Raw genomic sequence first — 22375 nt, 5'->3', positions numbered from 1 at the left:
CGTGCTCAGCCGATCACGGTCACCGGGACGATCAGCTCGATCACGGGACGCTGCTTCATCCCGTTGCTGATCAGTTCGTCCAGGGTCTGCTGGGACTGCTCGGCGGTGTCGGTCGCGATCGGGCTGTAGCGGGAGTACGAGTAGGTCGGCTTCCGCCCGCCCGCGTCCAGCGAGTACACCTTCAGCACGGCCTCGCCGGGCCGGACCTCACCGTCGTAGAAGGTGAGGCGGCGCTGATCCGGCGTCATGAAGGACTTGGAGAACTGGCGGGAAAGCACCAGGGTGTCGGCGTCGTCGACGAAGGTCGAGTCCTCGTCGGTGACGACCTGCATCGCGACCCAGGTCTTGTCGGTCAGGTTGGTCTCGGACTTGATCACCTGCCAGCGGCCCGGTTCCGGCAGGTTGACGCTGACCGAGATGTCGTGCTCGGTGGTGTCGATCGCACCGGAGATCATCAGCACCCGGCGACGGACGTCGGCGACCCCGGCCATCTGGATGTCACGTGCGCGTACCCGGGTGGAAACGTCCAATCCCGGGAATTCAGGTGACGACATCTTTCATGCCTCCAGACCTCGATAAACGCAATTTCGACCCGGCGTTATTTCCCCATCCGCAAACACCGGAAGAATTTCACGCCGAAGCGGACGATGTCAAGATGAGGAACGCACGATTCATTACTGCGAAAGGATGCCGGTACTACTGCCCGGCACTGGTCCGTTCAGCGGTACGAGGTCTGGTTCTTTCGGGCTCACCCGCTCGCTCAGCGGGTCAGGAACCGTCGGAGTCCTCGGCCCACGCCGCGGCGGGCGTCCCGTGCTCCAGCGCGCCGATGTAAACGATCTCGAACGAGGAATCGGTACGCTTGAGCCCTATTCTGATGACGAGGTCGTGTTTCACCAGAATGATGAACTGATGCGGATCCCGGCCATCTCCGAAAATGTCGTAGATGAGAAAAGCGGATCCGTCGGCTACCGCGAACAACGCTTCGTAGATAACATTGCGGTCGGCCTGTGGAGCGTTGATCGCCCATTCTTCCAGCACCTGCAGACCCGACGTGAGCTGGAGGCGCATAGCCATCCGAAGGCCTCCTAGAGGTCTCGCCGGGTCGCGGGTGATCTTCATTCTCCCGCGCGGGATACCCGGTGGTCTTCTTTGTCCTTGCTGTCCTCGCTGGTCGCGGTTCATGTCCGCTAGTTGTAGCCGAGGACGATGTGCTCGGCCGGGAACTCGCTTTCGGCGGGCTGCCTCGGCTCCGGGACGAACGGCGCCGCGTCGGTCCCGTCGATCCCGCGCGGGTCGAAATCATCGGTCACGACCCAAATTCGCACCTGTGCCGTCATGACGTTCCTCCCGGCCTTGGATGAAGAGCTCACTTGACAACCAAGGATGGACCCGTCCGATCGGAAGCCGGTCGTGGCGCGCTCGAGGACCGCTGAAGATCCCGATGAGCAAATAACAAGTCGCCGATGAGGGGGTCCCGGTAGTGCTCTTGTGTCACCCCGGAACACAAGGAGCGCATCATGACCGAACGCCTCGACCCGTACGAGATCTACGCCGACGACGAACTCGACGTCGACCTGCTGGGCCTGTCGTGGCCCGATCCCGCCGTCCCCGAGCAACGGGACCGGCCGTGAGCGCCGCGAATCGCCAGCGGACCTGCGCGGCCTGCGGTGCCCTGTTCGCTCCGGGCGAGCGGACGGGACTGGAGGCCGTGATCGACGGCGAGGTCCTCTACGTCGCCGTGCATCCTTGGCACAGCACGTATCCGGCGCGGCGGGAAACCGAGGCGGCGCGCCGGCTCACGGCTCCCGCTGCGACGTGATCGGACACCGCACTGGCGTGATCAGACCCGGAACTCGCGTGATCAGACGCCGCACTCGGGTGTGCGGCGTCTGATCACGCGAGTTCCGTCTCCCATCACGCGAGTCACGTCCCTGATCACGTGAGTCACGGACTTGACGGGCCGGTTCAGCGCAGCGTGGAGGTGCGCCAGGTCGCCGCACTGAGGGGCGACCAGGCGGAACGCGCGGGCGCGGCGGGCGGCGGCGCGGCCGACGCGAGCGCGCCGAGGACGGCGACGAGCGCCGCGAGTTCGACGTCTTCCGGGTCCCCCCGCAGAACCCGGAAGAGCGGCGCACTGTCCATTCCGGACGGTGACATGGTTCCCCCGTTCAGATCGGGTGGTTGCCGTGCTTGCGCTGGGGCGCCGCCTTTCGCTTGTCCTGCAGCATTTCCAGCGCCCTGGCGACGGCCGAGCGGGTGTCCGCGGGGTCGATGATGTCGTCGACGAGCCCGCGTTCGGCCGAGTATTGCGGGTTCATGAACTCCTCGGTGTACTCGGCGACCAGGTGCGCGCGCAACGCGTCGGGATCCGGCGCGGCGGCCAGATCCTTGCGGAACAGCACGTTGACCGCGCCCTCGGCGCCCATCACGGCGATCTGGTTGGTCGGCCACGCCAGCGACAGGTCGGTCCCGATGGACCGCGAGTCCATCACGATGTACGCGCCGCCGTAGGCCTTGCGCAGGATGACCTGGATCCGCGGCACGGTCGCCTCGCAGTAGGCGTGCAGCAGCTGCGCGCCGTGCCGGATGATCCCGGAGTGTTCCTGCTCGACCCCGGGCAGGAACCCGGGGACGTCCACCAGCGTCACCAGCGGGATGCTGAACGCGTCGCAGAACCGCACGAACCGCGCCGCCTTCTGCGAGGCGGGGCCGTCGAGCACGCCGGCGAACACCACCGGCTGGTTGCCGACCAGGCCGACCACGCGCCCGTCGACCCGGGCGAGCGCGCACAGCACGTTCTGCGCCCACCGCTCGTGCAGTTCGAAGAACTCGCCGTCGTCGGCCAGTTCCGCGAACACGTCCCGCATGTCGTACGGCTTGTTCGGCTCCACGGGGACGAGGTCCGCGAACCGGGGCCGCCGGTCCTTGCCCGCGTCCTGTGACGGCTCGCGCGGCGCGGGTTCCAGGTAGTTCGACGGCAGCAGCGAAACCAGGTAGCGGACGTCGGCGAGGCAGCTCTCCTCGTCGTCGTGCACCACGGTCGCCACCCCGGACGACGCGCCGTGCACGTCCGCGCCGCCCAGTTCGTCGTGACTGACGCGTTCCCCGGTCACCGTCTCGACGACGTCCGGCCCGGTCAGGTACATGCGGGCGGTGTCGCGCACCATGAAGACGAAGTCCGCGAGCGCGGGCGAGTACGCCGCCCCGCCCGCGCACGGCCCCAGCACCACGCTGATCTGCGGGATGACGCCGGACGCCTCGACCTGGCGGCGGAAGATGCCGCCGTAGCCGTTGAGCGCCATGACGCCTTCCTGGATCCGCGCTCCCCCGCTGTCGTTGAGCCCGATCAGCGGGGACCCGGTGGCGATGGCCAGGTCCATCACCTTGTGGATCTTCGCCGCGTGCGCCTCGCCGAGCGAACCGCCGAAGACGGTGAAGTCCTGCGCGTAGACGAACACGCGCCGTCCGTCGATGGTGCCCGAGCCCGCGACGACGCCGTCGGTGTACGGCCGGTTCTCCGCCAGCCCGAGCCCGCTCGCCTGATGCCGCCGGTACAGCTCGACCTCGGTGAAGGAATCGGGGTCCAGCAACAGATCCAGCCGTTCGCGCGCGGTGTGCTTGCCGAGCGAGTGCTGCCGCCGGACGCCGTCGAGCCGTCCGTCGACGATGTGCTCGCGCAGTTCGTCGCGTTGCGTGCGCAGCAACGGCATCGTCGGCTCCGGCGGGTGCACCGGTTCGGCGCCGCGGGCGAGCGGGATCACCTGCCCGTCGGTCGCCCTCGGGAACCGGGGGCGCCGCAGCCGGTCTTCCGGCAGCGGCACCACCTCGGATTCGTCCGTGCGCTGGGCGCCCGGATCGCCCTGGAGGGTCACGCCGCCTCCTTCATCCGGGCCTCACGCTCGAGCTCGTCGAGTTTGATCTCGCGCACGATGTCGCGCCAGCACACCCCCCGTCCGAGCCGCGGCATCGTGGTGACCACCGGCGGCCGCTCGGGCGAGAGCGCCGGAGCGGGCGTGGTGGATTCGTTGATGGTCATGACAGTTCCTCTCCCTTTAGGCCGATGCCCGTACCCGGCCGTCGATCTGGTGGTAGCCGCCGCTGTAGAAGACCAGCGAGTCCTGCGCCGTGCCGCGGCTGGAGGCGACCACCTTGCCGAGGAAGATCGAGTGGTCACCGCCTTCGTGGACCTCCGCCAGCTCGCATTCCAGCCACGCCAGCGCGCCGTCGAGCAGCGGGGCGCCGGTCTGCGGCCCCGCCGTCCAGTCCACCGAGTCGAACTGCGCGAGCCCGGCCGGGCGGCGCCAGTCCGCGAAGTACTTCGCCAGGTCCTTCTGGTCCGACGCCAGCACCGTGACCGCGTACGAGCCGGCCGTCACGATCGCCTCGTGCATCCGGGCCGCGCGGGAGACGCAGCACAGCACCATCGGCGGTTCCAGTGACACGGAGGTGACGGCGTTGGCGGTCATCCCGTGGGCCCGTTCGCCTCCGGCGGTCAGCACCGTGACCCCGGTGGCGAACTGGCCCATCACCTCCCGCAGCCCGGCCTGCGCGGACAACCGGCGCCGCGTCGCGGGGGTCGGCAGCCGTTTCAGCACCGGCCGTTTGGGCTCGTCCTCAGTGCCCACGTCACTCTCCCTTGCGATCGACCGTGTACGGGGCCAGCGCCTCACGCAGCTGTTCGGGCACCCGGCTGGGCACCGTCGCCGTGTTCGGGCCGCGCATGCACGCGATCCGCTGCCGCCCGCGGGCCACCAGCCGCTCGCCCTCGTCGGTGAGGTGGACGTAGTCGAAGGTGAACTGGATCTGGGTCTGGGTCAGCTCTTCCAGCCGCAGCCGGATGGACAGCTCGTCGAACGCGGTGATCTCCGCGTAGAACTCGCAGTCGACCTTGAGCGTGAACAGCTTGAGGTCGTGGCGGACCTCTTCGAGTACCGCGGGCGCCTTCTCCTTCAGGAACATCTCGCGGCACCGGCCCTGCCAGCGCACGTAGTTCACGTAGTAGACGTTGCCGACCAGGTTGGTCTCCTCGAACCCGACCGTGTGAAGGATCTCGTAGTAGTCGGCCATGTCAGTTCTCCTCTCCCTGGAGCACCGCGAAGACGACGGGATCGGTCCGGTCGTTGACGGTCGTCACCCAGGTGGCGATGCGGGCACTGCCGTGGGAAAGCACCGCCCAGCCGTCCGGGTCGACCCGGTGCACGGTGAGCGCCTGTGTCATGTCTCCGGTCTTGCGCACGCATTCCAGCGCGCTCCAGACCCTGGTGTGCGCGACCGAAAGCGGCTCGCGGGCGTCCGCGGCGAGCAGTTCGCCCACCGAGAGCAGATCCTCGCCGAGCAGGCCCGCCCAGTCCTCCGGTGTCCGCTCGATCGCCGTCTCGACGTCGCACGCGATCCGGCCGGTGCCCGCGATCGCCAGGGTGAGGTCGGCGCTGTGCGACGCGCTCACCTCGACGCCGTCGGCCTCCGGTTTCCCGTCCGGGCGGTAGCGGATCTCGAGCGGGGTGTCGACGGCGCGGCCGGCGGCCAGTGCCGTCTGTGCCCGCCGTTCCGGCGTGGTCTCCACGGAAACGCCCACCGGGTCCGGTTCGACGACGATCGCGCGGGACGAGCCGAGCAGCCGTTCGACCGAACGCTCCAAATAGGACCCGAGCATCGACGGGACCCAAGGCCCTTCACCGTCGCGTTTGCGCACCGCGCGCAGCTTCAGCCCTTCCCACCGCTCGACGAGCTTCCCGTCCGGGTTGCGGACGTCGAGGTCGTAGACGTAGCTGTCGCCGTCCTGCGAACGTTCGCGGGCGTCGAGGAGCACGTACTCCGGGTCCTGCTCGCCCGGCTCGGCCAGGTACAGCCGCTCGATGCCTTGCGGCAGCAGGGTCGCGTCCGGGACGCAGCACTGGATCGCGTGCATCATCGCGTCACGGGTGCCCGGGTCGGCCAGGAGCTGTTCCTGCGGGAGGAACGGCGCGAACCAGTCGACTTCGGCGCCGGTCGCGATCTCCGCGACCGCATGCCGCGCGCTGGCCCGCCGGTACCCGGTGACCCGCTGGAATCGCTTGCCCTGGAAGAGAACCGTGCCGTACAGCTCGGTCGTCGGGTCGACCGGGACCGGCGGCAGGGCGACGTCGCGGACGACGGTCTCGCCGAGCGGATCCGGCCGGGAGAACCGCAGCCGGGCGCGGAAGTGGTCGGCGCTGAACCCGGTCTCTCCGCTGCGCAGCACCACGTCCACCGTTTCGGCGTCCCTGGCCAGCGCGGCGAGCCGGATCGTGGTCGACCCTCCGGGCGAGACGATGATCGGGCGCAGGAACTCGACGTCGGAGAACACCGGCGCCGGCAGGGTTTCCGCGGCCAGCGCGGCCTTGGCGACCTGGGTCATCGCCTCCATGCCGATGACCGCCGGGAACAGCAGCTGACCGTCGAGCAGATGGTCGGCCAGATACGGGTCGCTGCCCGCGGAGAGGTCGGCCTCGGTGATCAGCTCGACCCCCGGGTAGTGCACGACGGCGCGGTCGACGAAGCGGGTCAGCGGCAGTTCCCGCTTCTCCACCGGCAGGGTGGCCAGCCCCGCGGTGCGGCCGCAGACGACCAGTACCGACGGGGCGGCCGGATCGCCGACGACCTGGCGGAGGATCTCGATGCCCTCCTCGGTCGGGATGGGGGTGATGCCGTCGCGCATCAGAGCGCTGACGACACCGAGCTTCTCGCCCATCCCGGTCCCGGACCAGACCGACCATTCCAGCGCGATCGCCCGTGCCTTCGGGTGTTCGCGGCCGAAGCGCACGGTCAGTTCGGTCATCCAGTCGTTGGCCGTGGCGTAGTGCGCCTCACCGCGCAGGCCCGCCCGTCCGATGATGCTGCCGAAGGTGACCAGCAGCTTGATCTTGTCCTTGTCGACGGCGTCGAGGACGGCGTTGAGCCCGCCGATCTTCGGGGCGAGGGTCTTGCGGAAGCTTTCCTCGGTCAAGGAGAACAGCGCGGCGGGCTCGTTGCGGCCCGCGCCGTGCAGCACCGCGGTGACCGGGCCGAATTCGGCCTGGACGCGGCCGATCGCCTCCGCGACCTGCCGTCCGTCGGTGACGTCGGCGCGCTCGTAGCGGTAGGTGATGCCCGCCGCCGCCATCCGGCCGAGGTTCTCCGACAGTTCGGCGTCGTCGGCCGGGTCGCTCCGGCCGAGCAGCGCCAGTTTCGCGCCGGAGTCCTTGGCCAGCGCCAAAGCGCTCTCCGCGGTGATGCCCTTGCCGCCACCGGTGACGAGCAGGACGTCGCCGGTGTCCAGCGGGGTCCCCTCCGCTTCCGCGGGGGTCAGGGCGCCGAGCTTCGGCACCGTGCGGACGCCCGCGGAGTCGTAGCGGACCTCGCTGAAGTCGTTCGTCGCCGCGACCTCGGTGACCACAGTGGACACCGCGGCGCCGACGGCCTCGGGGTCGACCGGGTTGACGTCGGCGAGGTCGACGATCGTGGTGCGCGCCGACGGGTCCTCCAGCCGCAGCGTCTTCGCCAGGCCGGAAGCGCCGAGTCCGTGCTGCACCACGACGAACCGCGTGCCGTTGGGGGCGGCCAGCACCGCGCGGCCCGCGTCCAGGAACAGGCCGACGTCGTCCGCGTCGCTGTCCTCGTTCAGGCACAGGAGGACACCGTCGCCGACCCCCGCGGTGGCCAGTGCCGCGCGCAGCGGCTCCGCCAGCGGGTGGCCGTCCGGCGCGAACGCCGTCCATTCGGCGGTGGAGATGCCGGTCGTGAGGTCGGGCGCGGGCTTCGGCGCGACGACGTACTCGACCGCGAACGGCCGGACCCACGGTCCGACGCCGGCGACCTCGGCCTGGTTGCTGTCGGCGGGTTTGGCGGTCTGCGCGAGTTCGTCGATCATCTCGGCGAGTTCGCCGAGACAGACGGTCGCGAAGTTCGGCATGCCCTCCAGCGCCGGACGGCCGAGCGCGCGGGTCACGTCGTTGACCAGCTGGCCGACGGTGATCGACGACAGGTGCAGATCGTCGAGCGGATGCGTGTCCGCGGTGACGGCTTCGAGCGGCAGTTCGACCCGCTCCGAGGCGAGCTTGCGCAGCAGGTCGAGCGTGCTGCTGCCGCCGTTCTCCGAGGCTTCGCCCGCCGTGGCCTCGGCGGGGTCTGCGACGCGGTCGCGGGCCAGCTCCGCACCGATCGACGGCGCGGCCTCACAGGGGCTGGCGAGGAAGGAGAATTCGCCGTCCACCGGCAGGGCCCGCACGACCCGGCCGGCGAACAGCGTGGAGGTCTCCAGCGGGACACCGAACGCGAACGCGGCACCGGCGACCTTCAGCACGGCGGCCAGTGTCGGGCTGTCGGTGTCGATCGCGAGCACCGGCGTACCGGGCGCGATCTCGCCGAACAGTCCGGTGAGGACCCGGCCGGGGCCGACCTCGATCACCAGATCGCTGCGCTCGGCGACCTTCGCGGCCGCCTCACGGAAACGCACCGGCAGGACGACCTGGTCGCGCAGCAGATCGCGCAGGTCTTCGGCGGCGTGCAGGACGTCACCGGTCACCGTGGACACGACGGGCCGGTCGAGCCGGGCGAAGTCGAACGCGGCGAGTTCCTCGGTCATCGCCTCGGCGGCCGGGACGACCGCGGGCGAGTGGAAGGCGTGCGAGACGTTGATGCGGGTCGCGGTGAAACCCTCCGCGCGGGCACGGGCGACGACCCGGTCGATCGCCTCCGACGGTCCGGAAAGGACGGTCTGCTCGGGCGCGTTGTAGCCCGCGATGACGACTTCTTCGCCCTCGGCGAGCCGCTCGGCGACGCCCGGTGTGGCGGCGATCCCCGCCATGGCACCGTTTCCGTCGCTCGCGGTCGCCATCACCTTGCCGCGGATCTTGGCGAGCTTGAGGACTTCGCGTTCGGTGAGCGCGCCACCCCAGTGCAGCGCGGTCAGCTCGCCGAGGCTGTGCCCGGCGGCCGTCTGCGCCTCGATGCCGAGACTCTTGAGGACGCGGAGCCCGGCGAGCGACCCGGTGACGATACGCGGCTGCGCGACGTCGGTGGCGACCTGATCGGCACCGGTCGAAAGCCCGGCGGCGCGGTAGACGTCGTCGGCGTGGGTGAACCGTTTGCGCACCGCGCCGACCGTGCCCTGCCCGGAACCCTGTCCGGGGAACAGGAAGCCGATCTTCGGGTCCTTGGAGCGCGAGCCGGCGAAGATGCCTTCACTGGCGGAGAAGACATCCGGCTCGCCCTCGCCGAGGAGGTCGAGGAGCTTGGCCAGTTTGCGCTCGGCGTCCTCCGGGCTGGTCGCGACGATCGCTGCGCGGACCGGTTTCCCGGACAGTTCCGCGGAAAGCGTCCCGGCGAGGTCCGCGAGCTCCGCGAACGAAAGCTTCGGCACGACCTCCAGCAGCCCGGTCACCCGGCCGCGCAGCGACGCGGCGTCGTCGGCGTCGAGCAGCAGCAGTTCGCTGTCCTGCCGTCCGGCGACCAGCGCCCGGGTCTTTTCGTCAAGTTCCTTGCGCCGCGCCGCTCCCGGCGCCTCGGTGACGGTGACGTGCGAGTTGATCCCGCCGAAGCCCATCGCGGAGACACCGGCGCGAACGGGGTGATCCGTGGGCCACAACCCGGCCTCGGCCGGGACGTACATCCGCGCGGAGTCGCCGACCAGCGACTCATGCGGTTCGAAGTGGCCGGTCGCGGGCGGGATGACCTGGTGGTAGACCGCGAGTGTCGCCTTGATCAGCCCGGCGACCCCGGCCGCGGCCTTGGTGTGGCCGATGTTGCCCTTGATCGTGCTCAGCGCCGCACGGTCGGCGAGCGGGTCGGCGTCGCGGCGGGCGGTGGAGAGCGCCTCGATCTCGGTGGCGTCGCCCAGCGCGGTCCCGGTGCCGTGCCCCTCGAAGTAGGACACGGTCTCGACGCCGTAGCCCGCCTTCTCGTACGCCCGCTTGAGCGCGAGGCGGTGCCCCGACGCCTCGGGCCGCGTGATGCCGCCCTTGCCGTCGGAGGAGACACCCCAGCCGCCGATGGAGGCGTAGATCCGTTTGCCCTGCGCGATCGCGTCCTCCTCGCGCATCAGCACGAGCATGCCGGAGCCCTCGCCGGGCCAGAAGCCGTTGGAGTCGGCGTCGTAGACCTTCATCTCGCGCTTGGCGAGCGCGCCGGTCTTGGCGAAGCCGATCACCTCGAACGGGTCGATCGACAAGTCGACACCGCCCGCCACGGCGACGTCGAGGTCACCCTCGGACAACGCGTTCGCCGCGGTGACCACGGAAAGCAGCGACGACGAGCAGGCACCGTCCACGGTGAACCCGCCGCCGCCGAAGTCGAAGAAGTTGCAGACACGGCCGGCGATCGTGTTCGCCAGGCCGCCCGCGAGGGTGTCCTCGTCGATCTCCGGGAACGGCGCCTTGTACTGCGCTTCGAGATCGTGGAGGAACTCGGCGGTGTCACCCTCGGCCCAGCCGCGTTCGGCGAGCGCGGCCGCGACCGTGCGGCGCACGTACGGCCAGCGCAGCCGCATGATGTTGGCGCGCGAGAACTCGCCGGTGAGGCTGTTGCCGATGACCACGCCGGTGGCGGACCTCGGAAGGCCTTCGCCTTCGGGGAAACCCGCGTCCGCCAAGGCCTGCGCGGCGACCTCGAGGGCGAGCCAGTGCGTGGTGTCGGTCGACCGGAAGGTGCTGCCCGCGACCTTGTACTTGATCCGGTCGAACTCGTAGTCGCGGAGGACCGCGGCCTTCTGGGCGTAGAAACGGTCCGGAGCCTTCGGGTCGGGCGAGTAGTAGTCCTCGCGGTTCATCCGCTCGTCGGGCAGTCTCCGGAACGCCCGGCGGCCGGCGAGGACGTTCTCCCACAATTCGTCCGGGGAACCGGCGTCAGGGTATCGGAGACCGATACCGACAATCGAAATCCGCTCAACGCTCATGCCACCGCACTCCCCTAGCTCTCAACCACTCAAGTCATGGAATCCGGTTCCGGCGCCGGGCTCTGTCCTCAGAAACGCGGCAGCCGTCCGCATCTGCAGTCCGGTCAAGCATGAACCCGACCCGGGCCGATGGTCTTCTCTCATGTTGTTGCGCAAGTAGGCGACTAAGTGCGGATCGGGAGGAGTGAAACGCAGTGCGCGGCGGCGGTGAACGCCGCCCACCCCACCAGTTCGACCAGCTCCCGATCGTCCAATCCGGCCGCGGCGACCAGGGCGTCGTCGACCTGGTAGGGCGCTTTCGCGACCACCAAGGCCAGCCGTACGACCGGATCGCCCGCCGCAGCGGCCCAAGACCGGCTCAAGCCCGGTGGACTGCCGTCCCAAGTGGACAGTTCTCGTAGCACGACATCCCGCACGACAGGAGAAACCGTCAACGATCCGAACACCGCGGAAGCCCGTGAGAAGGCGTCCGCGACGAACGGATTCCCCGCCGCCCAGGAGAAGTCCCGCGAGCCCGCCGGCAGCAGTTCCAGCGACTCACAGGGCGTGGCGCCCGACCCTGGCCGCAGGAACCGTCCCAGGACCGACTTCGCCTTCTCCCGTGCGGAATCCGGCACGGTCGACGGCAGCGGCGACGGCCCGAGGAACACGCTCACCACCCGGTTCAGGTAGTGGAAAGTGAACGCCACCGCGGTCAGCTCCGCCCTGGCGGCGGGCGACAGCTCACCGTCCAAAGGGTCCTCGACCGCACGACCCGCCGCGATCGCCGAAGCCTCCGAGGAGCGCCCGAGCGAGTCCAGCGCCATCCCGTGCACCTCGACACAGTACGGACACGAATTCGCTTGCGACACCAGGGAAGCGACGACCTCCCGGTCCACCCGGCCCGTCTCACCCGCCGCCACCAGCGACTCCCGCAGCATCACCCAGCTCGCCGCGAGCACCGGCGGGGACGGCGAATGCAGGGCCACCGGCGGGGCCAGCATCCCGAAATCCCGTTCCAGCTGACGGTAGACGTCGCGCACGAGCCCGGACGCCCGGCCGAAGGGAACCGGCCGGACGTGCCGGACTTCGCGCAACACCCGCCGCAGCGCGAGCCGCACCAGTCTGGGAGCCATGCTCAGCTCCCGGCCACCAGCGACAACTTGCCGACCGCCCGCCGCCCGGTGATCGAACCGTCCGGAGCCGGGGCACCGTAGGAGACGTCGACACCGCGCGCCTGCAGCGCCCGCACGATCCCCGGCACCGACCGTTCGGCCAGCGCCGCGATCGTCATCGCCGGGTTCACCGTCAGCGCGCCCGGCACGGAAGCGCTGTCGGTCACGAAGATCCCGGGGTGGTTGCGGAGCTCGTGGTTCGGGTGCAGCGCCGAGGTCTCCGGGTCGTCACCGATCCGGCACGACGCCAGCGGGTGCACGGTGTACGCGCCGACGACGTCGTTGGTCCACGGCGCCACCTTCGCCAGGCCGTCCTTCTCCAGGATCTCCTTGCACTCCGCGTCGGCCAGCGACCAGCCGTGCAGGGTGTTCGGCGTCGGGTCGTACTTCAGCGGGCCGCGGCCGAGCATCTGCTGCGAGATGCGGTAGGAGTTGCCGGTGGGCGGCGGCGTGCCGAAGACGCCCTCGTTGTCGTCCTCGGTCATCAAGAAGATGGTCAGCCAGGAGGCCCACTTCTTGAGGATCTCCTTCTTCTGCGCCCCGAACCAGCGTGGTTCGTCGCCGTCGGGCACCTGCGCGAGGATGGTGCCGAGACCGGGCGGGAAGTACAGCTGCTCCAGCGAGTACCGCTCGTACTCCGGCAGTGATCCGTCGAGCTTGTCCCAGTTCGCCACGGTCGGGCCCTTGCCGATGTGGTTGGCCTCGTAGACCTTGCCGTCCTCACGGGACAGTCCGAGCACCTCGCGGACGCGCTCCTCGTTGATGATCGCGGTGTTGAGCCGCTCACCGTTGCCCGAGAAGTACCGGCCGACGGCGTGCGGCATGGTGCCCAGCGCCGACTCCGAACGCTGCAGGATCACCGGTGTCGCACCGGCGCCGGCGGCGATGATGACGATCTTCGCGTCGATCGTCCCGCTGCCGGTCTGCACGCGGTAGTCCGAGTCGTCGACGAGGTTGAAGTGCACGCGGTAGTCACCGTCGTCGATGCGCTCGATCCGCTGGACCTCGTGCAGCGGCCGGATCTGCGCGCCGTGCGCGAGCGCGGCGGGCAGATAGTTGGTCAGCAGCGAGCGTTTCGCGTCGAACCGGCAGCCGGCCATCATGAAGTTGCAGTTCACGCAGCGGTCGTTGTCCACCGCGACCGGCGCCGGGTTGGCGGTCCGGCCGGAATGGTTACAGAACGCCGCCCACAGGCCGCCGGCGTACGAGACGTCGTTCCAGTCCTGTTTGGACACCGGGAGCGAGTCCGAAACCCGGTCGTACCAGGGCTCCAGCGAGTCGCGCGTGATCGTCGAAGGCCACATGCGACGGCCGATGCTGCCGTGGCGCTCGAAGACGAACTTCGGCGCGCGCGGCATCGCGGCGAAGTACACCACGCTGCCGCCGCCGACGCAGTTCCCGCCCAGCACGCTCATGCCGTCACCGACGACGAAGTCGAACGCCCTGGTGTAGGACGAGCCGAGCAGGTAGTCGTGCTCGAACTCCTTCGCCTCCAGCCATGGCCCGCGTTCCAGCACGGTGACCTTCGCGCCGCCCGCGGCCAGGTGGTAGGCGGGGATCGAACCGCCGAACCCGCTGCCGACGATGACGACGTCGGTCTTGTCGTAGGCAGTCATGCCGGGCTCCCGGAAGGTGTGGTGTCAGGGTGGAGTCGCGCCAGTTCGCGGCGGTAGGAGAACTTCGGGAACCGCCACAGGCCGTCCTCGTCCGGTGCGGTGTAGCCCATCGCCAGCAGCCCGGGGTGGCCCTCGGCGATGGCTTCGGCGGTGTGCTTGTGCGCCGCGCTGTCGAAGGACATGTTGCAGAACAGGGCGAGGCTGACCCAGCCGTCCTTCTCCGGATGCCCCGGCGCGGTCAGCGACCGCACGAGCGCCGTCCTGTCCTCGAAGGACAGTGCCACGAACGACGGCAGCGACTCGTCCAGGGTGAGGTCGTGTTCCTTGGCGTAGACCTTCGCGTGATCGTTGAGGGACTGCGCCAGGTACGGCAGCCCGACGGTCACCCCGGTCGCCTCGGTGTGCAGCAGTTCGAGCGCGCCCGCCACGACCGCGCCCGGTCCTGCCGAGGCTCCGGCGATCGCGTGATCGCCGGGGAATCGCTTCTCCCCCGGTACGATCGTGTCCGCGTAGGCCTCCAAAGTGGACACCTTGACCTGTTCGTCCGAATCCACGGAACCTACCTCCTGTTCCTGGTGTGCACGGTCATCGGCAGCCCGCCGCGGACCCGCAGCGACAGCATCGCCTCGGGGACCACGTCGTAGCCCGGGAGCTTCCTGAGTTCGAGGTCGCGCAGGACCATCGTCAGCACGAAAACGGCCTCCATCACGCCGAGGCTGTTGCCGATGCAGAACCGCGGCCCGGCGCCGAACGGGATGTAGGCGTACCGGGGCCGCCCGCTCGGCCGGTCCGGATCGAACCGGTCCGGGTCGAACCGCTCCGGCTCCGGCCAGAACGCCGGATGCCGGTGCAGCGTGTAGGGCACGACGACGACGTCGGATCCGGCGGGGATGTGGTACCCGCCGATCTCGTCGTCGGCCTGCGCCACCCGCGGCAGCAGCCACACCGGCGGGTACAGCCGCATGACCTCTTCGACGACCCTCGACGTGTACGGCAGCCGGTGCAGGTCGTCATGGGTCGGCAGCTGGTCGCCCAGCACCGAATCGGCCTCCGCGCGCAGTTTCGCCGCGACGTCGGGATGTTCGTCGAGCAGGTGGAACGCCCAGCCCAGCGTGCTCGCCGTCGTCTCGTGACCGGCCAGCAGCAGGGTGATCAGCTCGTCCCGCATCTGCTCGCGGGTCCCGTCGGTCGCGATGAGCCGCGAGAGCACGTCCTCACCGTTCTCGACCGGGTTCGCCAGCCGCTGCTCGACGAGCTCGTCGGCGATCCGCCGGAGGTCGGCCCGGGACTCGCGGAACCGCAGCTGTTTCTTCAGCGGTGCCCACTCCGGGACCATGCTCAGCGTCACCGCTTCGAACATCGCCTGGTCCTGCACGGCCTCGAACGAATGCCCCAGCGACGTGAATCCGCCGAGGTCCGCGTCGAGCAACGTCTTGCCGAGCACGCCGAGCGTCAGCCCGGTCATCTCGTGCAGGATCTCCACCGGGCCTTCGGTGTCCCGCAAGCGTTTCACGAGACCTTCGACCTCGTTCGCGACGACCGAGGCCTGCCGCGCGATCCGCTTGGGCTGGAACACCGGCTGGATGGTCCGGCGCTGCTTCTTCCAGACGTCGCCGTCACTGGTGAGCAGCCCGTCGCCGAGCGCCCGCCTGGCCTCCTGGAGGCCGATTCCCTTGTGGTAGTTGGCCGCGTTGTCCGCGAGCACGTGTTTCGCCAGTTCGGGGTGGTTCACCAGGTACATCGTCTTGGGACCGATCGCGATCCGGACGACGTCCCCGTGCGCCTCCGCCGAGTCCGACATGAGCGCCAGCCGGTCGGTGAAGAGCTTCTTCAGCAGACCGAAGGTCGCTCGGCGCGGCGGCCCGGGGGGCGCGAGACGCGCCCCCCGGGTGGATTCCGCGGGCGAGGTCATGCCGCCACGGCCCCGGTTTCCGTCTCCGGCTTCTCGGCCGGCTTCGGCAGGGTCGTGACCTCGGCCGACTTCGCCTGCTCGGCCTCCCACTTCTCGGTGGCCTTCTTGGAGAAGTGCAGGCCCCACAGGAACATGCCTCGGATGAGGCAGACCAGCGCGGTCGCCAGGAACAGGCCGTAGGCGACGTGCACGATCATGAAGAACCCGTACGCCAGCGCCACTCCCGAACCGAACAGGACCTGCGACGCGGGCTTCGACGGGGTCGTGCCCGGGTCGGTGACCATGTAGTTCGTGTAGAGCACGAACGCCACCCCGGTCATCATCCCGAGCGCGCCGGGGATCGCGGTGTCGAACACCAGGCCACGGATGATCGCCTGGAGCGCGAAGGTGATCAGCCAGGCGCCGATCAGCCACATCCGCTGGGTCAGCATCGCGTTGAGCACGGTGCCCGAGATCATGATGATGCCGACGATCAGCCAGCCGACCCACGAGTCGACCTGCTCGGTGAAGTGGTAGGGCGGCGCGATGCTCGCCCAGGGGAACACCAGCAGGATGATCGTGATGCCGAAGTTCGACGGGTTCATGTAGTGGCGGAGCCGTCCCCGCACCGGGGCCTGGAGGACCCACTTGGCGCCGACGGCGACCACGACGCCGAACATCATGACCAGCACCTGGTCGTTGACGTAGGTCAGCATGTTGAGCGCGAGACCGGTGATGTGCGCTGGGAAGAGGAACTCCACCAGTCCCTTGAAACCGTTGCCGCGGAACCGGACGTCGCGGCCCTGGACGCGGGCCCCGATGATCTCCAGCAGGATTTCCGTGGCGTACGCCGTCGCCAGCGCGATGAACGGATAGGTGTAGGGCTGCTCGAAACCGAGCACGGTGTAGCCGATGATGTTGAAGATGGTGATCGAGATCGCGAACCGGCGAAGGGCCGTGATCGTCTTGTTGCTCTTCGGTGCCGTTAGTGTCTGCTCAGCCATGACGGTCACTTCTCCTTAGCCTGAGCGCCGAGCTGGAACGTGTGGCTGCCCGGGGTCAGCTGGACTTCCTGGGTACGGATCTGCCCGGTCAGGTCGCGCCACTGCAGGCACACCTTCACCGGTCCGGTGACCTTGCCGAGCCCGATCTGGATCTCGTGGCTGCGCTTGCCGGAGTGGCCGCTGCCGCCGTCGACGCGGTCCATGTACTTCTTGCCGTCGGGGGTGATGACGGTGACCTGCGCGCCGATCGCGGCGGTGCCGGCGGCCTTGAGCGGGCCATCGGCCGAAGCCTTGTCGTGCACCAGCTTCAGGTTCAGGTACGAACCGGAGTCGGGGCTGACGTTGTGGTAGAAGATCGGCTGCTCCCACTGGCGGGCCACGGCGAAGTCGAGCTTGCCGTCGCCGTCGGCGTCACCGGTGGCGATACCGCGGGTGGGCACCGGGACCGCGAGGCCGAGGCGCGGGGCCAGGTCGGTGTAGCGGCCGTCGGCTCCCTTGGCCCAGAAGTGCAGGGTGTGGTCGCCACCGACGTCGTCACCGGCGCGCATGTTCGGCCAGAAGTACGGGTGCTTCAGCAGTTCGTCGTTCGACGTCGCCAGTTCCTGCAGCTGCGGCCAGCGGTTGACGTCGCCCTTGACGAAGCCGGTCGCCTGGGTGATCACCGATTCGCCGCTGTTGTTGTAGTCGGCGATCTTGACGTCCCAGCCCCAGCCGGACCACGCGGTGCCCGCCTGCGCGCTGCGGTCGACCCACGGTGCCTCGCCACCCTGCAGACGGCCGCGCAGATCCGCGGTGTCCTTGGCGGTGTTCATGAACTGGAAGTGGCTTTCCTCGATACCCCAGGATGTCGTGATGTTGCTGACGTACAGGTCGTAGAGACCGTCGTGGTCGAGGTCGGCGAAGTCGACGCCCATACCCTTGAAGGAGTCGTTGCCGAGCACCTTCGACTTCGGCTCGTTGGCCCCGCGAATGCCCTTCACCTCGGCGAACTCGACCTTGCCGGGGCGGGACTTGTTGTACAGCAGGCGGTCGTGGCCGAAGTCGTTGCCGATGTAGAGCTCGGGGAGATTGTCGCCGTCGACGTCGGTCGCGCTGGCCGCGAGCGACCAGCCGCCCTGGGCGTCGGCCGGGATGGCCTTGTCGTCGAGGGCGAACGTCGCGGTCGGCTTCGCGCCCTGGGTGGCGCCGGTGAACCGGAGGATGTACTTGCCGCCGGCGTTGTCGGCGTGCGACATCGACTTGTTCATCTCGACCCCGCCCTCGACGCGGTCGTCCAGGACCGCGCTGTCGGGGAAGTAGTTGCCGATGAAGATGTCCTGGTGGCCGTCGCCGTCGAAATCACCGACCGAGGCGGCGTTGGTGTTCCACAGTGGACCGGAGTACTCACCGTTCTTGGAGTTGTTGCCCGGCACCAGTTCCACCGGCTCGTACGCCTTCGGCTCCAGCTTGGTCGCGCCCGGCTTCGCCAGGAAGGCGATCGGGGTGCGGCCCCAGTAGTAGGCCAGCAGGTCGACCCGGCCGTCCTCGTTCAGGTCGGCGGGCACGCAGCCCATGGGCGCGATGTACTTGCCCATCGGCAGCGGCGCCGCGTCGAGCGCGAACGGCGCGTACCGGTCACCGCCCTTGCCCGGGGTCGGGGTGACGACGACCTGGTCGCTGCGCGGGTCCACGAAGCACAGGTCGTTCGCGAGCTTGTCGCCGTCGAGGTCGTTGACCGCGATCGCGGCGCCGACCGAGGAGATCCAGGCGCGGATGTGCTCGTACTCCTTGTTCACCGTGCGGATCGACTGGCTCTTCGCCGCCTCCGGCAGGGCGATCGTCAGGGGTTCGAACGCGTACTTCGAGGCCATGGTGTCCGCCTCGGCGGTCGAGACCGTGGGCAGCTGAGCCACCACGAACAGTCCCGCCATCAGCAACAGCGCCACGATGCCCGCAAGCTGCTTGCGGAGCCAGCCCAAGGTCGCGGTCATTTACCTGCACCTCCAGAAGTGAGTACCTCGGTGGCGATGCGCTGTCGCCAGGTTTCGAAATGCGGGAGCTCGCCGTCGACGACCACGGCGGGGCGAACCTCCTGGGTGATGGCCGCGGCGCGCTCGGCCGGCAGCCCGCAGATCGCCTGCGTGGCGACCTCCGTCTCGGGGATCAGCAGCCCGGCGCGGACGCGGGCTTCGGCGGCGAAAGCGCTGCCCTGGGCCAGGTTTCCCCGGTACTCACCGGCGAACTCGGCCAGCTTCAGCAGCTCGTCGGAAGTGACACCGCACGCGTAGGTCGAGGCGAGCCCGATCCCGGCGTAGAGGTCACCGTGGCGGTGTTCGGGGAATCTCGCGACCGTGTCGGCGACGAGATCGACGTCGGTGCCGCAGATGAACCACAGCGCCCGGCCGATGCCCTGGTCGATCGCCCGCAGCGAGTAGCCGTTGTTCCCCGCGGGCCAGGTGAAGTTCGGGTCCTGGTACTGGCCGTCGACGTACTTCGCGGTCTTGAAGTACGCCTGGTGGAAGCCGTAGCCGTCGAGCACCAGCCAGCGCAGCAACGGGTCGAAGTCCTCGGCGGACGGCCAGCGGAAGCGCGGCAGCCGCGCCATCGCCCAGCCGACGCCGACGTAGATGATGTAGTCGTGTTTCTCACCGGGACCGGCGAGGAAGTCCGCGATGTGCCCGCGGCCGCCGCCGGGCAGGCCGTCCAGCATTCCGTAACCCATTCCCGCGCCTTCGTAGGCGAAGCCGCGGTATTTCACCGGAATACGTTCCAGCCATTCTTCCGCCTGGGCGACGGAACGGGCTTCGACCGCGTGAGCGTAACCGAGCAGGAATTTCTCGCCGACGGTCTCCAGCAATTCTTGAGCGGCCGGGCTCTTCTTGTGGAAACCGCGCTTGTCCAGCGACGTCTCGGAGACGTCCGGGGTTATCATGCGACGTCTGAACGTGCGCCAACCATTGCCCAACGCACTCTCCCCCTAACGGGTGGATTCGAATTCTGCGGACTGGTTAAAGGCTCACATGCGCAGAGACAGGGCAGCTACTCCACGGTTGCGCCCGCGGTTCTCCCGGTTTGCGACGCCGGGAGAACGCGGGAATAACCGCGGTCAGGCCGCCGCGCGGAGGTAGTCGGGAGCGGGCATGGTCATCCGGTTGCCGGTGGAGGCCGGGCCGCCGGCGAGGGTGATCGCCATCGGCGCGTCGGTCGGCCGCGGCGTGCGCATCGGCATCCGCAGGTGGACCCGGCCGTACCGGGTGATGTCGACGCGCCCGGGCAGGGTGCCCACGGAGAAGGAGGAAGCCGCGGTCCCGGCGGCGTGCTCGGCGACCGCGATGACGGTCCACCGGCCCTCGGGAACGTTCTGGATCTCGATGTCCGCCGAAAGGACGTTCGCCCTGCCGCCGAACGCGACCGGGCCGCACTGCGGGATCGACTCGGCGAACAGTCCGATGAGGACACTCGCCGGGCCTGCCCCGCGCGGGGTCTCGACGCGCACGCTGATCGTGCCGGTGCCGCTGCGCATCGTCGCGCAGCCCATTCCGGCGCTGTGCAAGGCCTCCAGCGTCGGCAGCCGCTGGAAGTGCGGGGCCAGCGCGACGAGCAGCTCGCCGACCTCGGGGTCGCGGTACTGGGTCGGGGTCATCCCGACCGCGCGGGTGAAGCGGCTGGTGAACGTGCCGACACTGCTGTAGCCGACGCTGCACACGATGTCCGACACCGTCAGCGACGTCGTCAACAGCAGGCGTTTGGCTTCGAAGAGCCGGATCGCGGTGAGATACCGGCCGGGGGTCACCCCGGTCGCCTTGGTGAAGATCCGCGAGAAGTGGAACGGGCTGACGAAGACTTCCGATGCCAGGTCGCCCAAGGTGATCGGGTCGAAGTACCTCGCGTGCATCGCTGAGATGGCCTGCAGCACCGCTGGTTGCAGGGGGGACGCCGGCTCGGGGAGCCGACCGGATTCGATGAGGCCTTTCTCGTTCGCCGCCGTGGCGACTGTTCGTAGCTGCATCAGACCAACCTCGGATTCGCTGTCGCTTTTCCTCTGCACGCCAGCAAACGCGTCATCGATTTCGGAGCACTCGACACGCGATCGAGATGGGGTATGCGCTGGTACTACTCAGCCCTGCGCGATCGGCGAACGGTCGAAGCGAGGGCACGACCGGAGAAACCGAGGTCGGGGGTGCGCCCGCCCGGGCCACAAGTAGTCGGCTGAACGCGCGTCAAGTCGGCCGTGAAGCTCCGTGAAGGCCCGCCACGCGCCATGTTGTCAAAGCCACTTTCGCAACCTTCAACGTTGCGAAAGTGGCTTTCACAACGCGCCCTCGCCCCGAAGCCCCGACCGCTCGAAGTGCAACCAGTCGGCTGAACGCGCGTCAGGCCGGAAGGTCGAGCACGCACTCGCCGACGCCGACCTCGGCGGGCCATTCGAGCTTCAGCGCGCGGTCCACGCGGTCACCGGCGTCGACCGGGACGGCGTGCGCGGCCAGTCCCATCGCGCGGGCGACGAGGTACAGCGTCTGCTGTAAGGCACCGACGTGCGCCAGAGTCGTGGCGTACGCGCCACCGCCGAGTACCGACGCCATCCGCGGCATCCGTGCGGTCACCGTGATCAGCGCCGAGGGCCGCCGGTGGTTGCCGCCGCCGATCATCGCCATGTCGAGCATCGCGTCCAGATCGGACTCGTCGTCGTTGACCAGGCTGAGCCGGTGTTCGAGCGGATCGTAGTGATAGATCCCGCGATCCAGCCCCGAACAGCGGTTGACCGAGACGTACAACTCGAGTTCGTACAGGCAGGCGACACTGAAGTACGGCCGCTGCGAAGCACTGTGCGCCGGTCCATTGGGGAAGTGCGCGGGCCCGATCGACCGGATCCGCGCGCCGCGGAACAGGAATTCGCCGATCTGCTCGGCGGACAGCACACCCTCGGTGAATTCGGGGCAGGTGTGATCGTTCTCCAGCAACGCCGTCAGTGTCGGATCGGTCGCCGCGCGGTCGGTCAGGTCCGGCCGGTAGAGCGTGTAGACCGGCCCTTCGCCGGTGGCGGCCTTGACCACCGGCGGTTTCCCGAGCCCGGGCAGATCGGCCGGGCCACCGGGTCGCCAGGTGCGGCTCGTGGTGTGGAAGAGCAGTTCGTCCGGGGACCACAGCCCCAGTTCGGGATCGTCGTCCTCGGCGAACCGGCCATGTTCCCCGGCGACCTGGACGACGCCCGCGGCGACCAGATAGGACACGATCGCACCGACCACACTGGGCCCGATCCCCGTGGTGGCCACGATTTCCCCGACGGACTTCGCCGTCGCCAGTGTCGCCGCGACGTGCACGGCCCACGGTTGATACAGCACGACACGGTAGCGCGCCGACGGCGACTCCAGTCCCATCCCGTAGGCGTCGGAACGCAGGGAACTGAAGCGGGACAACCGGATCGGGCGGTTGGCCGGAATCTCCACCGGGACGAACACCGGGGCGAGTGCCACCGGGATCACCGACAGCAGTGGCCCCCGGCCGTCGGCGAGGCCCAGCGAGTGCACCACGGAACCGCCGAGTTCCTTGAGCGCCTGCCGCAGCGCGTCGGCCCCCTCCGCCGTCCAGCTCAGCTCGCCTTCGAGGTCGGGTTCCCGCTCGACCGGTTCCCACGACGCCGTCACGTTCGCCAGCGAGATCGGCCCCAAAGCCATGCGCCGCAACGACTCCCGGACCAGTGGTTCCGCACGATCGAAGTCGTACTCCCCCCAGCGGGTGACGACCACCAGTGAGCCGTCCTCACCGATTTCGACAAGACTGTCGTCGGTGAGCGACCACAAGGGGATCGTCTCGGCCACACCGCCGGGGGGATCTGTCGT

The 22375-nt window shown here is 69.1% G+C and carries 19 protein-coding genes; 1 reads left to right on the top strand and 18 read right to left on the bottom strand.

The genetic code is table 11. The features are described from left to right. Positions 1-5: 5 nt before the first annotated feature. The 3 genes from IE302_RS37630 to IE302_RS37620 form a co-directional block, all read right to left on the bottom strand. Entirely contained in the window at positions 6-491 is a 486-nt protein-coding gene (locus IE302_RS37630; RefSeq protein ID WP_191259423.1) for a DUF6423 family protein, read from the bottom strand. 277 nt (positions 492-768) lie between these two features. Continuing rightward, on the bottom strand, positions 769-1077 hold the full coding sequence (locus tag IE302_RS37625) for a DUF6235 family protein (RefSeq protein WP_191259239.1): 309 nt from the start codon (positions 1075-1077) through the stop codon (positions 769-771). Positions 1078-1190: 113 nt separating this feature from the next. Then, positions 1191-1340 carry a hypothetical protein gene (locus IE302_RS37620; protein WP_191259238.1) on the bottom strand — a complete coding sequence of 50 codons (150 nt, stop codon included), beginning with the start codon at positions 1338-1340 and terminating at the stop codon, positions 1191-1193. 290 nt (positions 1341-1630) lie between these two features. Between IE302_RS37620 and IE302_RS37615 the strand changes: the two genes are divergently transcribed. Beyond that, positions 1631-1822, top strand: a complete 192-nt coding sequence (locus IE302_RS37615; RefSeq protein ID WP_191259237.1) for a hypothetical protein — start codon at positions 1631-1633, stop codon at positions 1820-1822. Positions 1823-1968: 146 nt separating this feature from the next. Here the strand turns inward: IE302_RS37615 and IE302_RS37610 are convergent, their stop codons facing one another. From IE302_RS37610 to IE302_RS37540, 15 genes are all read right to left on the bottom strand, one after another. Continuing rightward, entirely contained in the window at positions 1969-2160 is a 192-nt protein-coding gene (locus tag IE302_RS37610; protein WP_191259236.1) for an acyl-CoA carboxylase subunit epsilon, read from the bottom strand. An 11-nt stretch (positions 2161-2171) separates the two neighbouring features. Continuing rightward, positions 2172-3713 carry an acyl-CoA carboxylase subunit beta gene (locus tag IE302_RS37605; RefSeq protein WP_373308076.1) on the bottom strand — a complete coding sequence of 514 codons (1542 nt, stop codon included), beginning with the start codon at positions 3711-3713 and terminating at the stop codon, positions 2172-2174. Positions 3714-3871: 158 nt separating this feature from the next. Next, complete coding sequence (locus IE302_RS37600; protein WP_191259234.1) at positions 3872-4039, bottom strand: DUF6222 family protein; 168 nt, start codon at positions 4037-4039, stop codon at positions 3872-3874. A gap of 16 nt (positions 4040-4055) precedes the next feature. After that, positions 4056-4628 (bottom strand): flavin reductase family protein, encoded by a 573-nt coding sequence (locus IE302_RS37595; RefSeq protein WP_191259233.1) that lies wholly within the window; start codon positions 4626-4628, stop codon positions 4056-4058. Between the two features lies 1 nt (position 4629). Then, a complete protein-coding gene (locus IE302_RS37590) occupies positions 4630-5070 on the bottom strand; it encodes an acyl-CoA thioesterase (RefSeq protein WP_020629606.1) in 441 nt (146 codons plus the stop codon). Between the two features lies 1 nt (position 5071). Further along, complete coding sequence (locus IE302_RS37585; RefSeq protein ID WP_191259232.1) at positions 5072-10891, bottom strand: type I polyketide synthase; 5820 nt, start codon at positions 10889-10891, stop codon at positions 5072-5074. 164 nt (positions 10892-11055) lie between these two features. Beyond that, the gene (locus tag IE302_RS37580) at positions 11056-12006 is read right to left on the bottom strand and encodes a carboxymuconolactone decarboxylase family protein (RefSeq protein WP_191259231.1); all 951 of its coding nucleotides are present in this window, start codon (positions 12004-12006) and stop codon (positions 11056-11058) included. 2 nt (positions 12007-12008) lie between these two features. Further along, entirely contained in the window at positions 12009-13661 is a 1653-nt protein-coding gene (locus IE302_RS37575) for a GMC family oxidoreductase N-terminal domain-containing protein (protein WP_191259230.1), read from the bottom strand. Then, positions 13658-14215: a DUF5987 family protein gene (locus IE302_RS37570; protein ID WP_191259229.1), complete on the bottom strand. Its 558-nt coding sequence runs from the start codon at positions 14213-14215 to the stop codon at positions 13658-13660. The genes IE302_RS37575 and IE302_RS37570 overlap by 4 nt, the downstream gene beginning before the upstream one ends. Positions 14216-14220: 5 nt before the next feature. Then, on the bottom strand, positions 14221-15573 hold the full coding sequence (locus tag IE302_RS37565; RefSeq protein WP_191259228.1) for a cytochrome P450: 1353 nt from the start codon (positions 15571-15573) through the stop codon (positions 14221-14223). Further along, a complete protein-coding gene (locus IE302_RS37560) occupies positions 15570-16556 on the bottom strand; it encodes an enediyne biosynthesis protein (RefSeq protein ID WP_191259227.1) in 987 nt (328 codons plus the stop codon). The genes IE302_RS37565 and IE302_RS37560 overlap by 4 nt, the downstream gene beginning before the upstream one ends. 5 nt (positions 16557-16561) lie before the next feature. Continuing rightward, positions 16562-18526 (bottom strand): CRTAC1 family protein, encoded by a 1965-nt coding sequence (locus IE302_RS37555; RefSeq protein ID WP_191259226.1) that lies wholly within the window; start codon positions 18524-18526, stop codon positions 16562-16564. Continuing rightward, complete coding sequence (locus IE302_RS37550; protein WP_191259225.1) at positions 18523-19500, bottom strand: DUF1702 family protein; 978 nt, start codon at positions 19498-19500, stop codon at positions 18523-18525. Before IE302_RS37550 ends, IE302_RS37555 begins: the two co-directional genes overlap by 4 nt. A 141-nt stretch (positions 19501-19641) precedes the next feature. Continuing rightward, on the bottom strand, positions 19642-20544 hold the full coding sequence (locus tag IE302_RS37545; protein WP_191259224.1) for a helix-turn-helix domain-containing protein: 903 nt from the start codon (positions 20542-20544) through the stop codon (positions 19642-19644). A 364-nt stretch (positions 20545-20908) separates the two neighbouring features. Beyond that, positions 20909-22354: a SagB family peptide dehydrogenase gene (locus tag IE302_RS37540; RefSeq protein ID WP_191259422.1), complete on the bottom strand. Its 1446-nt coding sequence runs from the start codon at positions 22352-22354 to the stop codon at positions 20909-20911. Between the last annotated feature and the right edge of the window lie 21 nt (positions 22355-22375).

The organism is Amycolatopsis oliviviridis (assembly GCF_014654365.1).
GTDB lineage: Bacteria > Actinomycetota > Actinomycetes > Mycobacteriales > Pseudonocardiaceae > Amycolatopsis > Amycolatopsis oliviviridis.
Note: the sequence above shows the minus strand (reverse complement) of the source record. Positions and strands in the feature narration are given on the sequence as shown.

Bases quoted from the DNA above. Each gene is read 5' to 3' on its own strand.
- IE302_RS37555 (WP_191259226.1), bottom strand. From the start codon at position 18,526: ATGACCGCGACCTTGGGCTGGCTCCGCAAGCAGCTTGCGGGCATCGTG.
- IE302_RS37630 (WP_191259423.1), bottom strand. From the start codon at position 491: ATGGCCGGGGTCGCCGACGTCCGTCGCCGGGTGCTGATGATCTCCGGT.
- IE302_RS37560 (WP_191259227.1), bottom strand. From the start codon at position 16,556: ATGGCTGAGCAGACACTAACGGCACCGAAGAGCAACAAGACGATCACG.
- IE302_RS37585 (WP_191259232.1), bottom strand. From the start codon at position 10,891: ATGAGCGTTGAGCGGATTTCGATTGTCGGTATCGGTCTCCGATACCCT.
- IE302_RS37590 (WP_020629606.1), bottom strand. From the start codon at position 5,070: ATGGCCGACTACTACGAGATCCTTCACACGGTCGGGTTCGAGGAGACC.
- IE302_RS37580 (WP_191259231.1), bottom strand. From the start codon at position 12,006: ATGGCTCCCAGACTGGTGCGGCTCGCGCTGCGGCGGGTGTTGCGCGAA.
- IE302_RS37600 (WP_191259234.1), bottom strand. From the start codon at position 4,039: ATGACCATCAACGAATCCACCACGCCCGCTCCGGCGCTCTCGCCCGAG.
- IE302_RS37545 (WP_191259224.1), bottom strand. From the start codon at position 20,544: ATGCAGCTACGAACAGTCGCCACGGCGGCGAACGAGAAAGGCCTCATC.
- IE302_RS37625 (WP_191259239.1), bottom strand. From the start codon at position 1,077: ATGGCTATGCGCCTCCAGCTCACGTCGGGTCTGCAGGTGCTGGAAGAA.
- IE302_RS37575 (WP_191259230.1), bottom strand. From the start codon at position 13,661: ATGACTGCCTACGACAAGACCGACGTCGTCATCGTCGGCAGCGGGTTC.
- IE302_RS37620 (WP_191259238.1), bottom strand. From the start codon at position 1,340: ATGACGGCACAGGTGCGAATTTGGGTCGTGACCGATGATTTCGACCCG.
- IE302_RS37605 (WP_373308076.1), bottom strand. From the start codon at position 3,713: ATGCCGTTGCTGCGCACGCAACGCGACGAACTGCGCGAGCACATCGTC.
- IE302_RS37565 (WP_191259228.1), bottom strand. From the start codon at position 15,573: ATGACCTCGCCCGCGGAATCCACCCGGGGGGCGCGTCTCGCGCCCCCC.
- IE302_RS37610 (WP_191259236.1), bottom strand. From the start codon at position 2,160: ATGTCACCGTCCGGAATGGACAGTGCGCCGCTCTTCCGGGTTCTGCGG.